Source organism: Faecalibacillus sp. TM498 (assembly GCF_020589955.1).
Taxonomy (GTDB): Bacteria; Bacillota_I; Bacilli_A; order Erysipelotrichales; family Coprobacillaceae; genus Faecalibacillus; species Faecalibacillus intestinalis.
The window spans coordinates 35,991-53,056 of the sequence record NZ_JAJDKB010000015.1 but is presented as its reverse complement, the minus strand read 5'-3'; the positions used below and the strand labels follow the sequence as shown (position 1 = coordinate 53,056).

Below are 17,066 nucleotides of genomic sequence, written 5' to 3'. Positions count from 1 at the left end.
CTATAAAAATTAGTTCCTATTTTCTCTTATTTCCAGTTTCTGCTTGCAATTCGGGGTTATTTCTTAATTTTATTGAATTGGTAATTCATAAGTAGCTTTTGTTCCTGAATAATCCAATTCTACAATCAACTTAATCTTAGAACTTTGTTGCTTTAAACCATAAGCCTCTTCCCCTTCACTTTTTGTCCCTATAGGTGCTGTTTGGGGATAAGTATCTATAGAAGCTGGATAAGTTTCACAGACATTTCCACCTTCATCAATAACTTTAAAGTTAATACTTGAAAAATAAATATCATCTTCATTTGCTATATTTTCATAAGAATAATGTATGATAATGACTTGTTCTGGTTGACTATCTGAAAATTCATTACGATCATCTGTATTTCTTACTGAATCAACTGTAAAATGAATCAAATCTTTACTATTTTTAGTATATGTTACAGTTTCACCTATCGTATATATTTTTTCTTCTTTCTTTTCTTCTGTTTTTGTATGTTTATTTGTATCTTTTTCTTCACTACTTCCACATGCTCCTAATGTAAGTGTTACAAACAAAACTAAAACTATCTTGATTATTTTCTTCATTGTTGTACTCCTTTATTTTGTTTAAAAATTGAAATAATTGCTAGAACAGCATTTATTAAACACCATCCTGCCCAAACATTTAAATCACCAAAATTCCCAGCAAGTCCCAATCCTAAAAGGCTCGCTAATAAAAATAAAATAATAATTGCAATATTTCCTCCATTTTTTTGACTATTCCTTACAGCAATTGAAACAATTCCTCCTGCTAACATAAAAATAGAGACAAAAACACCAGCACTTCCTCCTACTTCTCCATTAGCTGACATTGTATTAGCAGTCCCTACTAATACTGATTGAAAAAAAACAAATACACTTAAAATAATTGATAAAATACCTGCTACTAATTTCCAAGTTTTCATATTCCCTCTCCTTTCTTTTTTGTCTATTCCTTTTCTAATATCTCATATAAAATACATAATTCATGAATACCTAATTCTAAATCATTTAAAATCGTAAATATTTGTGATTCAACTTGATTAAACTCTTCTCTTTCATTTAATACATCCAAATGATCTTTTATCCCCTTAAACAATGATGCTAAATAAAGAATCTTCCCAGCTATATCTTTACTTTGGTATTCTTCTATATCCATACATAACCTCCTTATCTTAGAAATAGACTACATCTATAATCTATCTTATAAGACATAAAAAAAGGTGCCCCCTCGGGGCACAATTAAAGATACATTAAAAGAGTTCCAATAATAATAGAGATAAATAATAAAATAAGCCAAGAAATAATCGTTGTTAAAACTTTAACAACAATCCTATGATTCTTATAATAAGGTAAATAGTCCCTAACAGATAAATAGTTTGTAGAAAATAAAAGTGTTATAATAAACCAAGAAATTAAAATCAAGCGATAAACAAAATACTGATACTGACTTATTGGTTGATTTTCAATCTTAAAACTTATTAAAATCCATATAAATAAAAGATAACCCATAATCGCTACAATCATCTTCCAAAGCTTACCACTTCTAAATCCCGGTAAAGCATTAGGATGTTTGATTTTCTTTTCTTTCTTTTTTTCAATATGAAATAATTGATCTAAATCTTTAATAATTTCTTTTACATCTTGATATCTGCCTTGAGGATCAATAGCAATCATTTTATCAATTATTCTCTTTTCTATTCCTTGTAAGTCATAATCTCTAGGCAACTTATTAGTAAGTAAAACATGATATAAAACTCCCAAAGAATAAATATCACTTCTTATATCTGTTTGATAAAAACCAAATTGTTCAGGAGCTGCATAACCTTGACTTCCTAACACCGTAGTATCTCTTTTTTGATTTTCAATATAATTTCTAGCTATATCAAAATCAAAAAGATAGACTTGTTTTCCATCATAAAAGATATTTTCGGGTTTAATATCACGATGAATAATTTGTGGATCTTGTTGATGCAATACATCTAAAATAATACATAATTGTCTTATAATTTGATAAGCTTCTAAATTTGAAAAAGTATGTTCATCTAAAATATCAGATAATGTTTGACAAGCTAAATATTTTTCGATGATTTCTAAACCGTCTTCATTTTCTTCTATTGAATAAATATGTGGTATTCCTTCTATATCTAATTGTTTTAACTTTTCCCAAATTGTTTTATTATATGTTTTCAATTCTTTTTTTATATAAATATTTCTTTTATCTAATTCTCTTACTAATGTAATTCTTTTTTGGGGTGTTTCTTTAATAACTTCTAATTCTAAAACTATCATATCTTGTCTCTCCGTAAAATATAGTATATCATATTTTTAGGTGATGATATGATTTTAACAGAAGAAATAGAAAACTCTTTAAAAAATGAAGCAGATATTGATGATCTTTTAAAACAAATTCATGATATGGATTTTTCTGAATATATCCATCATTTGTTTAAAAAATATCATTTAAAAGAAGCAGATATTATACGAAAATCAGGATTAGAAAGAACTTATGCTTATAAAATTATCCGTGGCGAAAAAGGAAAAAATGCAAAGGATAAAATCTATCGATTAGCTCTTGCTATGAATTTAACCCAAAAAGAAACAAATCACTTATTATCTTTGAATAATGCAGGTGACTTATATCCTCATAATGCCAGAGATCTTATTTTATTAAATGGCTTATTAAAAAAACAAACCGTAGAAGAAGTCAACATTGAACTTTATAATCATGATTTAGAGCCTCTAAAAGACTAATAGGACTTCTAAGGAAGTCCTATTTTTCTTCGTTATAACGATCTAAAATATATTCAGCATTTTCTGCCCATAAACCATTTTCAACTTGAGTAAGTGTTTTATACGTTTGAGAATGATAAAACCTTCCCGTTGCTTCTTCAAAATCAATTTTTTCTTGTTCCTGAATAAGATTAATAACTCTATGAATTTGAATACATACGCTCATCGTAATATCTTGCCCATTAAAATAGTAAATATCATGCATCGTATTTCATCCTCCTTATAAATCGTAAACAACTTAATGATTTTTCACTATGAAAAGAAACTTGATTATTAACTTTACTATATTTTAATCTTTCTACTGCTTCTGTTGCTGTTAGAATATTAGACATATATAATTGTACTGTCTGCATTGTATTGTCGTCTGCTACTGGTCCAATAACAACATCATATTGATGTTGTAAACCGCCTTTAATTCTATTTTCTTTAATGAATTCTAACCATTCTTCATTTAATGAATCAAAATATTTAATATTTAAATCATCTTTCTTCTCAAACAAATATTCATATACATAATAATTATTCTTTTTTTCTCTTAATGATAATCGATAAGCCCATTCTTTAGATTGAGACATTAATACTGTTGTATAAAATCCCTTACCAAAATCTCTACGATTATGTGATTTGTTCAAATCAATTTGATCAAACTTAAAACAACTACCATGATACACTGTTATTTTTTTTGAATCTTGTTTAATAAGTTTTTCAATATACTGAAATACTTCTTCAAAACTTACTTGATGTAAATATTCATGCTGTAAGAGAACATTTTCAAAAATATGATATTCATGAAATAATTCATAAACCTTTTCATCATCTATACTATATTTCTTTTTATATTCTTCTATACAGTTTATATATAATGACTCACAATCTGATTGAACATTCATATAATTACCATCCTTTCTATGATTTCTACTAAATTATATATTATTTCTTAATGAATTGTGAAGTGTTGGACACTTTATTTTTAATTATTTCATCAAACTATAAACTATTGTCTTTCCATCATTTTTATGGATTGTTATTTCAATAAAATCTTGTCTTTGATTAATATCTATATTCTTTTTTGTTAAAGGTTTGCCTGCATTATCAATGTCAATGTCGATCACATCAATTCTATTACTCAATCTTATTTCTAGATGATTCTTTTCAAAGAATACTGGTTCTCCTCTTTCAAAAATAACAATAGAATCACGATTACTTATTTTCTTTTTTAAAATAAGATGCTCTTGTTTATCAAATTGATGAAAAATCAAAAAATAGGAGCCATTATAAATACGGGTAAAAATCATTGTAGAAACAATACAAAATATCATAAATGTTTTCACACCAAAAATAAATAACTTTACTTTATATTTCATACCTACTCCTTTTGTATTATAGACCTGATTGTTATCGTTGGATGATTCCTCATATAAATTGATGGAATATGCCTTTTCCATTTAACATTTACATCTTGAGTATTATTAAAATCAAGATTTTCACTTGCATAACATACTGTTGAATAGCTATATGTTTCTAAATTATTAAAGGTAATATCTACACGGATATATCTATCAAACAATGACAAACTCCATTTTTCATATATTTGTACCTTTGCTTTTGATGTCGCATCCTTATTTTCATAAAGTAATACGTCTTCAGGTTCATCATGAATTATTAAATCCCAAATAGTATTATTAGAAAAATAGTTCATTACTATAAATAAAGAAACAATGCCAATCATAAGCGTTTCAATAATCACAAGTTTCTTTAAAAGATACTTTCCCATTTTTTCCCTTCTTTAAAAAACGAATGAAACTTCGTTAGAAATTTCATTCATTTAGTTAATCACTTACTTGAGATAAATATAAATCTAATGGTGCTTTTGTATGTTCAACAACATAACCACTACCGCCACGATTTTTAACATCTTCCACGACAGTTGTCATTAAAATAGGTTGTTTTTCATCTATCGTCATGACTGTAAACCAACCAAGTTCTGTTCCTGTCGTATCGCTTTGACTTTGTTTGATTTCTGCCGTTCCTGTTTTTCCGGCAAGAATGACATTATCATGATAGATGGCATGTCCTGTTCCATTTTCATCCGCAATGGCATTAATAAGATCTTCTTTTATTATTTTTGTTGTTTCTTTTGAAAAAACATTTTTAATCCATGTTTTTGTTTGTCCTTGAACTATATGTGGCTGATAGATTGATCCATTATTAACAAAAGCACTATAGATACTTGCAAGTTGAAGTGGATTTATCAAAATTTGTCCTTGACCATAGCCACTATCAGCAATTAATTGATCACTTACTTTTTGATTTTTATTGATATACTGACTTTTATTTAAAGCAAGTTCAAAAGGAATCTTTTCACCAATCTTCAAATTTTTATAATACTTAAATAAATTATCTTTTCCTATATTTAACGCACTTCTTGCAAAATAAACATTATCAGAATACGTGATTGCATTCTTTAAATCATTAGGGGAAGGCGCATGTAATGTTGTCACATAATAATTACCCCAACTTGAATCTTTTTGCCATTTATCCTTAGCCCCTAAATCCTTATTTGGATCAATCGTCTTTGTTTCTAACCCAATAGCTGCTGTAATAGGTTTCATAGATGAACCGGGTGTATAGGTTTGTGTATAACGACTCATCAATGGTTGGTTGACATCATTATTTAAAGCATTCCATTTATCTGTTGAAAGCCCTAAAACAAAATCATTGTTTGAGTAGGATGGTGTTGATACAAGTGCTAAAACTTCTCCTGTTTTTGGATTGAGAGCAACAGATGCACTTTTATCATTTTGATATTCATTATAAAGGCTTTGTTGTAAATCAATATCAATTGTTAGTGTAATATCTTGTGGACTCATTTTAACTTCTTTATGACAAAGTTCTTTAATAACTTTATCATTTTTATCAACCAATTCAATTTTACCAGATGTGATTCCTTTTAGCTTTTCTTCATAAGCCGCTTCAATCCCATTTCTTCCAATGACTGAAGTCGAATTATAGCCTTCATTTTTATGTTTTTTTAAATCTTCAGCATTAACATTTTGAACATAGCCTACGATATGTGAAGCCACCTTATCGTAAGGATACGTACGAATACTCACTGTCGAAATTTTAACGCCGTTGATACCTAAAATATTCTTATTGATTAAATCGTTTTTAGTTGCTTCAGAAACAGTTTTGATAGGTACAAAAGAATCATCATTAATCCAAGATGCACTCATTTTCTTTTGAAGGGTTTCAACATCTGTTTCTAAATACTGTGCAATTTGTCCATAATCATTTTCACCATTTAGTTTTCCTTTTACAAGTCCAACAGAATAACCTTTTCCATCTTCAGCAAGAACTTTTCCATTTCTATCTAAAATACGTCCTCTTTTTTTAGGATTATATGTTGTTATTTTTATTTTGCACCCATCAGTATACCCATCCATAATTAGATTTTTATTAAATTGGATTTGTTCATCTTTGACCCCTACTTTATTTCGATAAGTGATTCTTCCTGCAAGGGTATCAATATAGATTAAATATTCAATGACACTATCTTGTTCATCTAAGATTTTTATTTGAATATTTTTTGCATCAATTTCTTCATAAAATTCTTTATATTTTTCAACAAAGTATTTTTGTGTAGGTGTATAGACTGTTTTTTGATTCAACATTTGATACATTTGTTTATAATCTTTCTTTTTTAAAAGTTCAAAATACTCTGTAACAACTTGTTCATTACTTTTCCCTTGATTAAACACAAAAAACACAGAAACCATCAGTAAAACACAGGCACTTATTCCAATGATCCATTTCTTTTTATCTTTCATTTCTACTGTCCTCCTACAGAATATGCATAATCTGCATTTGTTGAAACGTCTTTTTCAATAACAGGATCACACTTTACTAAACCAATATCTCCTGGTACACGATAACCAACAAATGCTACCAAATAACAATCCTTTCCCTTTTTTATACGATAATGATATGTAATATCCATGGTTTCCGTTTCACCTAAATAGGTAATTGTCGATGTATAGGTCATTTCAACATAGAAATCATTAATATCTCCCGCTAAAACTTTGATTTGTTTAATTTGCCCCGTTTCTTGTGCTCTATCTTGTTTAAATAATTTTAAAGAATGAAAATAGGCATCTCTTGTCACAACATAAAAGTCATTGGATGATGAAGGAACTTTAAAAAGAGATTCTCTATCATCAAAATCAGGTAATGTTGAGTCTTTTTTCAAATAAGCAACCATTTTATTAACAAGCTCTTTGGCTTGTTTTCGATAGTCATTATCAATTTCTTCTTGTTCTTTTTTATCTTCTTTATAGGTCCCGCAATAAAGAGTTACGCTTGAATCATTTTGAAGATTATAAATTTGAATTGTCCCATTTTTATCTAAAAGATTATCTTCATTTAAAATACAGTTTTCATCTAAGGCAATAATATATTGAGCTTCTTCATCTTTAGATAAAGTTAAAGCAATCGTCCCATTTTGTTTTGTTTCATCTGCATCAAAATATTGCGTTTTATTTTTTATTTTTAAAGTTAATTGTCCTGCATTTTCTTTAAGATATGTTTTTGTTTCACCGTTATTTTTATTAAACCATTCCCCTTGCAATGTAGGAAAAATATTAAAATATGAAATTCCATCACCACGATCGCCAAAAGTAGATACATACACTTTCTTTTGATTTTCTTCGTTATTATAAGTAAAAACGTAACAATCATTCGTAAGCCATTTTCCATGATAACCTTTCATTTCTGTAGAAACAGTATCACTTTTTCTAGCAAAGCATAAATAGGTATAATGGTAAATATCTAGGCGATGTTGATCGTCATCATACTTTAAAACAGCTCTGTTTTTTAAATTTGAAGAAAAAGATGAAATTTCTTCATCTTTTTGAAAATACTGAAATCCAAAAATAGAAATTACAACAAATCCTAAACAGCCTATTAAAACATATTGAATCTTAATCTTCTTTTTCTTAATTAGACAATAATTAATGAAAAGACAACATAAAATAATGAGATTAAATATAATTTGATTCATTGAATGAATATATTCAAATCCAAATCTTTTTAAGATAACTAAATAACCAAGTTGTAAGACCAATAATGAACAACCTATAACATTGGTAAATAAAGAAATTAAAAATGAACTCTTCTTAATTTTTGTTTCTTCTATATCATTTTCTAATTGATCTAAATCATTAAGATCAACGAATAAAATCTTTTGATTTTTCTTTAAAAGTATAAAATCTTTATAATTAATTCTTTTAAATTGTGGAAAACTATAAAAAATAGCTTCTTCATTTTCTTGATAAGTCATTCCATTATCTTTAAATGTATAAAAGACTTCATGTTCTTTAAAAAAGTTGCTTTTACAAAAAATTTGCATAAAAGGAAATAATATGAGAATAATTCCTAAAACAATAAAACTTTTACCAAGAATATCTACATAATGATGAATATACTGTTGAAGTGGTAAAAAAGCAAAACCTCCTAAGATAAACATAATTCCTATAAAATTGAATAGCCAATAAGCCTTGCTTTCGAAATAATGATCTCTCAAATATTTTTTATAATACTTCTTTTTTATTAAAAAGTTTTTCTCATATAGAGCATTTTGAACTTTATTTTCTTTTCCTTTCAATAAATCATCAACACTTATATCAAGAATACTTGCTAGATCGACAAGAATTGAAATATCGGGTAACCCTACCCCGGTTTCCCATTTAGAAATTGTCTTATTAGAAACAGATAATCTTTCTGCCAGTTCCCCTTGAGTCATTCCTTTTTCTTTTCTTCTCTTTGCAATTACTTTTCCAATTTTTTTACTATCCATATAAACAACTCCCTTACACCTATCATACTAAAAACTTTCTTTAAAAGATACAACATTCCATCTAGAGAATATGTCTACGAAGCGTGGAATCCCTTGATATTACGTGTTTTTTATAAAAAATGGATTACAAAAATAATTTTATATTTTTTCATCTAGCCATTCTTTTTCAAATAAAAAAGATGAGATTTTATTTCTCATCTTCATGCTATTATACTCTTTTTACTAATTTCTTAGAAACAGCTACCATAAGTACTGCTCCAAAAAATAAACATCCAACTCCTAAATAATAAAATATTCCTTTAGAAAAGATTCCCTCTAAAATAAGACCTAAAGCAAAAATAATTTGCCCTAAACAATTACTCTTACAATAATCTCTAACAGATTCATTTGTATATTTCTTGTTCATTCCTTTTGTTAGAAACGAGTTCCCATTTGCTATTAAAAGAGCCATAATCATTAAAACCACGCCAAGTCCTGCAATAATGCCTACTCTTACAATCTCTGCAAAATTATTCATAATATTTTTCCTCCTTTTTGAACCTTTTCTATTTACTTAATTATATCATAATAAAAACAAGATTATTATCAATTGATTCTATTTATGAAAATATCTTTTATCTTTTTTGTTAATCTATAAGTTGACAATCATGTCATAACATAGATAATTAATTAACAGGTGATGAAAAATGTATAATATTTTATTAATTGAAGATGATAGACCTTTAAATAAAGCAATCTCTGTTTATTTTAAAAAAGAAAAATTTTATGTATTATCTTCTTTTAGCGGTCAAGAAGCACTTGACATACTCTCTCAAAATAATCTTGATCTTATTATTTTAGATATCAATCTCCCTGATTTATCTGGTTTTGATCTTATTGAACAAATAAAAATTATCAATTCAAATATTCCTATTCTTATTTTATCTGCCTGTGATTTGGATTCAGCTATTTTACATGGTTTTAATTTAGGCGCAGAAGATTATGTAACAAAACCATTTAATATTGAAATTCTTCACAAGAAAATAAATGTTATTTTAAAAAGAAATACAAAAAACACTTTCTACAAAGATGACCATCTATTTTTTGATAAGAATACATCTAAATTAGTAATCGATAATAAAGAAATCAAATTAACACCTCTAGAATTCAAATTATTATCTTTATTTTTAGAAAATCAAAATCAAATAATTTTAAAAGAAACAATCATTGAAAAAATATGGGATTCAAATGAAAATTATGTTGATGAGCATACATTGCTTGTTAATATATCTCGATTAAGAAATAAGATAGAAGATGATAAACACCATTATATTAAAACTGTTTATGGCCTAGGTTACAGGTGGTGTCATGATGAATAAAATCATTGCAACTCTTTATGTTTTATTTTTATTTTCTATTTCAATAATCATTTTCCTTTCAACAAATTCTATCTTAATAAAATGCTTAATCATCTTAAATTCATTAGTAAGTATTTTTATACACTATCTAAACATTTTTTCTTTCAAATCAAAAATAAATCATTTAACACATTATATTTTTAATACTTTTGATAAAACAGCAACTCAAAGCAATAAAGAATATGAAGAAACGATTGAATCAAAATTATTACATCAAATTAATAAATATAAACAAGAATTAGATATCGAAAAAGAAAAAACAATCCATTCTAAACAAGAAATTCAGTCATTAGTCACTCATATTTCTCATCAAGTAAAAACGCCTTTAGCCAACATTAAAATATTTAACGATTTGTTAGCACGTAATGACTTATCTAAAGAAGAAGCTATTGACTTTCATATAATGCTTAATCAACAAATTAATAAACTTGATTTTCTAATGGAATCTCTTATAAAAATGTCTCGATTAGAAACAGATATCATTCAATTAAATATTGAAAAAAATGATCTTTATTCTACTCTAATTGAAGTAATTAATCATGTTTTCTTACTTGCTGAAAAAAAACATATTAATATCGAACTATCCAAAAATACACATATCTCTGCCCTATATGATGAAAAGTGGACTCAAGAAGCAATTTTTAATGTTTTAGAAAATTGTATAAAATATTCAAATAAAAATACAACCATAACAATTCAGATGTCAAAAAATACTTTCTTTTCTAAAATCATAATTACTGATCAAGGAATTGGTATAAAAAAAGAAAACTATAATAATATTTTCCAAAGATTTTATAGAGCACAGGAAGTGCAAGATGAAGATGGTATTGGTATTGGACTCTATTTGACAAGAGAAATCTTATCTAGAGAAGAAGGCTATATCACTGTCCAATCCGAATATGGAAAAGGTTCTACTTTTACAATCTATTTAAAAAGATAATGAATTTTTTGTTCATTATCTTTTTTGTAACAAGTTTGTGATATTTATTTTGTAGAATATAGATAATCAAAGGAGAATGCTTATGGAAATCGTAAAAACAATAAACTTAAAAAAATATTATAAAATGGATAACTATACTGTAAAAGCTGTAGATAACATTAACTTGAATATTAACAATCATGAATTTATTGCAATTGTTGGAAGTTCTGGTAGCGGAAAATCTACTCTTCTAAATTTACTTGGTGGATTAGATAAACCAACCAGTGGAAAAGTATTTATTAATCATATTGATATTACATCAATGGATGAAGATGAAATGGCTATTTTTAGAAGAAGAAACATTGGCTTTATTTTTCAAAATTATAACCTTATCAGTAACCTCACTGTCTTAGAAAATATCATTTTGCCTATTGAACTTGATGGTAATGAGATTCCATATGATTTTATAAACGAAATACTTCACGTTTTAAAACTAGAAGATAAAAAAAATGTATGTCCAAATAAATTATCAGGCGGTCAACAACAACGTGTTGCTATCGCTAGAGCGCTGGCAACAAGACCATCTATTATTCTTGCAGACGAGCCCACTGGAAATCTTGACTCAAAAACTACTCAGGAAGTTATAGGATTAATTAAAAGAACAAGTCATTTATTTAAACAAACAATCGTCATGATTACTCATAATGAGGATATTGCTCAATTAGCTGATCGTATTATAAAAATTGAAGATGGAAAGTTGCGTGAAAACAATGATGAATAATAATAAAAAAGCAATCAATAAACTCACATTATCAACATTAAAAAATAAAACAAAAACACTTTTTATGTTTGTCTCTATCATTCTCGTTACTTTTATGATTTATAGTATTTTTTCAATTGGATTCAGTTACTATGACAATTATCAAACCTATAATCTACGAAGTGCAGGGACAACAAGTCAAATCCTGATGACGAATCTTACTAAAAAACAAAAAAACAAATTAAATGATTTAGATTATATTAAAAATATTGGTAATCAACACTATTATGGTCGTATTAATTTTGAAAATTCCTATTCAGATAGTCAAATCGTTCTTTCTAATTATGATGATATTGAATGGAAAGAAGACATCTTGCCTACAATTGCTTCATTTGAAGGAAATTATCCTACAAAGAAAAATGAAATTGCTTTGTCAAGATGGACATTAAATAAATTAGGTTATAAAAACAAAAAAATTGGTGATTATATTACTTTAAATATAAATCATCAAAAACAAAGATTTAATATTAGTGCTATTTTTACTGATTATTTAATTGGTCGAGATCAAAAAACCAAAAGTGCTAATGTTGCTGCAGCAACTTTTTATTTCAAAGATCATCATCAAGAAATTAATCAAATAGGAAATATTATTATTTCAAATATGTACGCTAAATCACATTCGTCTCTTTATCAAGTCACAATGGTCTCTCTTAAAGATAAACACCAAGATGCTGATAAGATTATGTCCCAATTAAATAAAGACTTAAACTTAGCAAAAAATCAAAAACTCTATAGTTTCGGTCTTTTAGCAAATAAAACAGACGGTTTGTTGTCTATTGTAGCATGTGCATTTCTAGCAATTCTAATTGTATTAAGCGGATATTTTATTATCAATAATATTATGCAATTGTCTATCAATAATGACATTTATTTTTATGGACAACTTAAAACAATAGGAACGACCCCAAAACAAATAAAATCGATTGTAAAAAAAGAAACACTATTTTATGCTTTATTAGCAATTCCTATGGGATTAGTGTTTGCATCACTATTTTCATATTTTTTAGTACCTTATACACTTCGGCGATTAATATCGGGATCAGCTATTGAAAACATCTTTCCATGCAATGTTTCATTTAGCCCTTTCTTGTTTTTAATTGTTATTATTTATGTCTTGCTTACTATTTGGGTAAGCAGTAAAAAACCAGCAAAGATTGCTAGCAAAATATCACCTATTGAGGCAATTAGATATAACGGTCTAGGTAATGCATCATATATAAATAGATCATTTTCTATTTTCAAAAAAAATCGCATACTGTCTCTCGCTATTAAAAATATTTTAGGAAACGGTAAAAGAAATATTTCTGTTATACTTTCACTATTTATTGGATTATTTTCTTGTTTAACAATTTATTCTGCCATTTCAAAGCCAGATTATAATATTCTTTTTGCTAGACAACAGCCTTATTCTTTTAATATCGAGGCAAATAATCCAAATAACGAAGGAAAGCAAAGTGATATAACCAATAAAGAAATCTCAAAAGTACAATCTTTAAAAGAAATAACTGAATTAAAAATCGTTAAAACTGCTTATTCAACAGTTACAGGTTCATCTAAATTTTTGCAAAAAGAATTAGGTAAGAAGAATAGTTTTGCTAAAGAAAGCAATCATTTTAAAGCAACTATCATTCTTTTAAATGAAGATGATCTTTCTCATTTTTCTAAAACAAATAAAACAGATAACATATCATTTTTAAATGGTGATAGCATCTATCTTTTAGATACATCTGTATCACGTAAGTATATAAATGATTCCCTTTCAATACAAAATAATAACGGTGAACTTATCGATTATAAAATTGAAAATTTATTTAAAGAAGATTCTAATTTTCTACAAGATGCCCAAAATTATTTGATTTCTGATAGTGATCATATCTGCATTTATATGAGCGAAAAAGGTCTTGAAAAATTACAAATAGATCCAATTTATGAAGAATTAAAAATCAATACTAAAAATGTCAATAATGAAAAACTTCAAGAAAAACTTTTAAGTATTTTTAAAAACTGTACTATCACTTTTAAAAGTCAAATCAACACCATCAAGCAATTACAACCAATTATAAATTGCTTTATGTTTGTAGGTATTCTTTTTGCATGTATTTTACTTATGTTAGGAATCTTCAATTTTATTAATATTATTATCATGAATATCAATTCAAGAAAAAAAGAATTGGCTACATTAGAAGCAATTGGAATGACAAAAAAACAACTGTATAAGTTGCTTTCTTTAGAAGGTATTATTTATTTTGTAATATCTCTAGTTCTACTGACAATTATAGGAATTCCGTTATCGAAGATGATTGTTTCTTTATTTCAAAATACGCTTTATTATTTTAAATATCATTTTTCATTTCTTTTATATTTTTTAATTAATTTCATACTATTTATAATTTGTTTAATTACACCAAGAATATATTATACAAAAACACAAAAAAATAAATAAACAATTTAAATTTATTTAATAAAAAGAGGCATAAAATCTATCGTAAATTATTAGATTTCTATGCCTCTTTTAATCTTATAAAGATATATATGCGTTATATTGTTAAGCTTCTAAATATTTAATGACTTTATACATTGGCATTCCAATGACATTTTCTAAATCTCCATCAATCTTTTCTACAAACTTTGAAGCAACTCCTTGGATTGCATAAGCACCCGCTTTGCCTTGCCATTCATTTGTATCAAGATAATCTTCAATTTCTTGATCAGATAATTTTTTAAATGTAACAGTTGTTGCATCTGTAAATGTTGTGCTTTGTTGATCTTTAATGATACATACTGCTGTAATAACAACTTGTTTATTATTCGATAACAACTCAAGCATTCTTTTAGCGTCTTCTCTATTTTTTGGTTTTCCTAACATTTCATCTTGGAAGGTGACCATGGTATCTGCTGAGACAATGATATTGTTTGGATATTTTATTTGAAGTGGTTTGGCTTTTTGTAAAGCAATGTTTTCTAGTCTTTTAAAAAGTGTTAAACTTTCGTCTAACACTTCTTCTGTTTCTACAAAATCTACTGTGTAGTCTATTCCATATTTATCGAAAAGTTCTTTTCTTCTTGGAGAACTACTTGCAAGTATGATTTTATTTTTCATTTTTTTCATTTTTTTCATTTTTTTCTTCTTTTTTAACTGGTTTTGGAAGTAAAGCTTTTCTAGAAACATTTACTTTACCTTTATCATCAACTTTAGTTACTTTAACTTTGATGACATCTCCTACCTTACATACATCTTGCATTTTGCTTGTTCTTTCATAAGACCAATCAGAAATATGTAAGAATCCATCAGTTCCTTCAAATAAAGTAACAAATGCATAATTATCATTTACACGTGCAATTGTTCCATCATAGATTTCACCAACTTCAGCTTTTTTAACAATTCTTTCAATTAAAGAAACAGCTGTGTCGATTGCTTCTTGATCACTATGGTAGATAACCACTGTACCGTCTTGATCAATATCAATTTTAACATCATTTGATTTTTCAATGATTTCATTAATTGTTTCTCCACCACGTCCAATAACATCTCTAATTTGTTCTGGATCAATATGCATAACATGCATTTTTGGTGCGTATTTAGATAAATGATCACGTGGTGCAGGAATAGCTCCTAACATACAATCCATGATTTGAGCACGTCCTACTTTTGCTTGTGCTAAAGCTTCTTGTAAGATTTCTTTTGTAATACCATCAATTTTGATATCCATTTGTAAAGCACAAATACCATTTTTAGTACCAGCTACTTTGAAATCCATATCTCCTAAGTGATCTTCCATACCTTGGATATCAGTTAAGATTGTATAATCGTCACCTTTTTTAACAAGTCCCATCGCAACCCCAGAAACTGGATTTGAAATTGGTACACCAGCAGCCATTAATGCCATTGATGATGCACAGATTGAAGCTTGTGAACTTGAACCATTTGATTCTAAGACTTCAGAAACAACACGGATTGTATATGGGAAGTCTTTTTCACTTGGAATAACTTGTGCTAAAGCTCTTTCTCCTAAAGCACCATGTCCAATTTCACGACGTCCAGGAGCACCCATTCTTCCTGTTTCACCAACTGAATATGGTGGGAAGTTATAATGATGCATGAAACGTTTTTGATCTTCTAATCCTAAACCATCGATTTTTTGAACTTCTCCCATAGCTCCTAATGTACATACAGATAAAACTTGTGTTTCACCTCTTGTAAATAAAGCAGAACCATGAACTCTTGGTAATAAATCAACTTGTGCATTTAATGGACGCACTTCATCAATTTTACGACCATCTGGCCTAATTTTTTCTTCCGTAATTAAACGTCTTACTTCATTTTTTTCTAAGTCATGTAAGATAATTCCAACTTGTTTCATCACAGATTCTTTTGTTTCTTCATCTGCATATTCTTTTTCATCATATTGTGCAGTTACACGATCCATGATTTCATCAATGGCTGCATATCTTTCAAGTTTTCCTGGAATAGATACAGCAGCAACCATTTCATCATTACATAAATCTGTAATTTCTTGAACTAAAGCTTCATCTAATTCAAATAATGGAATTTCAATTTTTTCTTTACCACATGCTTCAACAACTTTTTCTTCAAAAGCAATTAATTCTTTAATAGCTTCATGTCCAAACATTAAAGCATTTAACATTGTATCTTCATCAACTTCTTTAGCATCTGCTTCAACCATATTGATGGCATCTTTTGTACCAGCTACTTCTAAATTGATTAAACTTCTTTCCATTTCTTCTGGACCAGCATTGATGGTAAATTCTCCATCAATTAAACCAACATTAACACCTGCGATTGGTCCATTGAAAGGAATATCAGAAACACATAATGCAAGAGAAGCCCCTAACATTGCTGCCATTTCTGGAGAAGCTTGTTGATCTACTGATAAAACAGTATTAACAACTTGTACTTCATTTCTAAATCCGTCTGCAAATAATGGACGAATTGGTCTATCAATCATTCTTGCAGTTAAAGTTCCATGTTCACTTGGACGTCCTTCTCTTTTTAGAAATCCTCCAGGAATTTTACCTACAGAATATAATTTTTCTTCATATGTAACTGTTAGTGGAAAGAAATCTACACTTTTTGGTTCTTTTCCTGCAACAGCTGTTGATAAGATGACTGTATCATCATATCTTACTAAAACACTACCATTAGCTTGTTTAGCTAATTCTCCTACTTCTACTGTCAGATTTTTCCCGTAAAAATCTGTACTAAACACTTGTTTACTCATTTTTTCACCTCTTAATTTTCTGCATTAT

18 protein-coding genes are annotated in these 17,066 nt (G+C 27.6%); 5 read left to right on the top strand and 13 right to left on the bottom strand.

Features of this window, described 5'->3' with window-relative positions; all coding sequences use genetic code 11:
• Window positions 1-69: 69 nt before the first annotated feature.
• The 4 genes from LJD32_RS06655 to LJD32_RS06640 all read right to left on the bottom strand — a co-directional run bounded on the left by LJD32_RS06655 (window position 70) and on the right by LJD32_RS06640 (window position 2,310).
• The gene (locus LJD32_RS06655) at window positions 70-585 is read right to left on the bottom strand and encodes a lipoprotein (protein ID WP_227392701.1); all 516 of its coding nucleotides are present in this window, start codon (window positions 583-585) and stop codon (window positions 70-72) included.
• A complete protein-coding gene (locus LJD32_RS06650) occupies window positions 582-944 on the bottom strand; it encodes a hypothetical protein (RefSeq protein ID WP_227392700.1) in 363 nt (120 codons plus the stop codon). Before LJD32_RS06650 ends, LJD32_RS06655 begins: the two co-directional genes overlap by 4 nt.
• 23 nt (window positions 945-967) lie before the next feature.
• Complete coding sequence (locus LJD32_RS06645) at window positions 968-1,177, bottom strand: hypothetical protein (RefSeq protein ID WP_022001110.1); 210 nt, start codon at window positions 1,175-1,177, stop codon at window positions 968-970.
• Window positions 1,178-1,260: 83 nt separating this feature from the next.
• Entirely contained in the window at window positions 1,261-2,310 is a 1,050-nt protein-coding gene (locus LJD32_RS06640) for a serine/threonine protein kinase (protein WP_175300750.1), read from the bottom strand.
• A 48-nt stretch (window positions 2,311-2,358) separates the two neighbouring features.
• Between LJD32_RS06640 and LJD32_RS06635 the strand changes: the two genes are divergently transcribed.
• Complete coding sequence (locus tag LJD32_RS06635; RefSeq protein ID WP_032091348.1) at window positions 2,359-2,772, top strand: hypothetical protein; 414 nt, start codon at window positions 2,359-2,361, stop codon at window positions 2,770-2,772.
• A gap of 19 nt (window positions 2,773-2,791) precedes the next feature.
• On the opposite strand, the gene LJD32_RS06630 is transcribed toward LJD32_RS06635, so the two are convergent.
• The 7 genes from LJD32_RS06630 to LJD32_RS06600 form a co-directional block, all read right to left on the bottom strand.
• Window positions 2,792-3,016: a hypothetical protein gene (locus LJD32_RS06630; protein WP_117867749.1), complete on the bottom strand. Its 225-nt coding sequence runs from the start codon at window positions 3,014-3,016 to the stop codon at window positions 2,792-2,794.
• On the bottom strand, window positions 3,009-3,701 hold the full coding sequence (locus LJD32_RS06625) for a DUF3990 domain-containing protein (protein WP_117867750.1): 693 nt from the start codon (window positions 3,699-3,701) through the stop codon (window positions 3,009-3,011). The genes LJD32_RS06630 and LJD32_RS06625 overlap by 8 nt, the downstream gene beginning before the upstream one ends.
• Window positions 3,702-3,785: 84 nt before the next feature.
• Window positions 3,786-4,175, bottom strand: a complete 390-nt coding sequence (locus LJD32_RS06620) for a hypothetical protein (protein ID WP_175300749.1) — start codon at window positions 4,173-4,175, stop codon at window positions 3,786-3,788.
• 2 nt (window positions 4,176-4,177) lie between these two features.
• The gene (locus tag LJD32_RS06615) at window positions 4,178-4,585 is read right to left on the bottom strand and encodes a hypothetical protein (RefSeq protein WP_117792448.1); all 408 of its coding nucleotides are present in this window, start codon (window positions 4,583-4,585) and stop codon (window positions 4,178-4,180) included.
• Between the two features lie 55 nt (window positions 4,586-4,640).
• Complete coding sequence (locus tag LJD32_RS06610) at window positions 4,641-6,638, bottom strand: penicillin-binding transpeptidase domain-containing protein (protein WP_227392699.1); 1,998 nt, start codon at window positions 6,636-6,638, stop codon at window positions 4,641-4,643.
• Window positions 6,639-6,640: 2 nt separating this feature from the next.
• Window positions 6,641-8,662, bottom strand: a complete 2,022-nt coding sequence (locus LJD32_RS06605) for a helix-turn-helix domain-containing protein (protein WP_227403809.1) — start codon at window positions 8,660-8,662, stop codon at window positions 6,641-6,643.
• 208 nt (window positions 8,663-8,870) lie between these two features.
• Window positions 8,871-9,179: a hypothetical protein gene (locus tag LJD32_RS06600; protein ID WP_032091353.1), complete on the bottom strand. Its 309-nt coding sequence runs from the start codon at window positions 9,177-9,179 to the stop codon at window positions 8,871-8,873.
• Window positions 9,180-9,348: 169 nt separating this feature from the next.
• Here LJD32_RS06600 and LJD32_RS06595 point away from each other — a divergent pair, with 169 nt between their 5' ends.
• The 4 genes from LJD32_RS06595 (at window position 9,349) to LJD32_RS06580 (ending at window position 14,241) form a co-directional block, all read left to right on the top strand.
• Window positions 9,349-10,020, top strand: a complete 672-nt coding sequence (locus LJD32_RS06595) for a response regulator transcription factor (protein WP_032091354.1) — start codon at window positions 9,349-9,351, stop codon at window positions 10,018-10,020.
• Window positions 10,013-10,999: a sensor histidine kinase gene (locus tag LJD32_RS06590; protein WP_227392147.1), complete on the top strand. Its 987-nt coding sequence runs from the start codon at window positions 10,013-10,015 to the stop codon at window positions 10,997-10,999. The genes LJD32_RS06595 and LJD32_RS06590 overlap by 8 nt, the downstream gene beginning before the upstream one ends.
• Before the next feature lie 82 nt (window positions 11,000-11,081).
• The gene (locus tag LJD32_RS06585; RefSeq protein WP_227392146.1) at window positions 11,082-11,759 is read left to right on the top strand and encodes an ABC transporter ATP-binding protein; all 678 of its coding nucleotides are present in this window, start codon (window positions 11,082-11,084) and stop codon (window positions 11,757-11,759) included.
• Window positions 11,749-14,241 (top strand): ABC transporter permease, encoded by a 2,493-nt coding sequence (locus LJD32_RS06580; protein ID WP_227392149.1) that lies wholly within the window; start codon window positions 11,749-11,751, stop codon window positions 14,239-14,241. Before LJD32_RS06585 ends, LJD32_RS06580 begins: the two co-directional genes overlap by 11 nt.
• Before the next feature lie 102 nt (window positions 14,242-14,343).
• Here the strand turns inward: LJD32_RS06580 and LJD32_RS06575 are convergent, their stop codons facing one another.
• A complete protein-coding gene (locus tag LJD32_RS06575; RefSeq protein WP_227392145.1) occupies window positions 14,344-14,916 on the bottom strand; it encodes a Maf family protein in 573 nt (190 codons plus the stop codon).
• Entirely contained in the window at window positions 14,888-17,038 is a 2,151-nt protein-coding gene (pnp, locus tag LJD32_RS06570; RefSeq protein ID WP_227392144.1) for a polyribonucleotide nucleotidyltransferase, read from the bottom strand. The genes LJD32_RS06575 and pnp overlap by 29 nt, the downstream gene beginning before the upstream one ends.
• Window positions 17,039-17,066 lie beyond the last annotated feature (28 nt).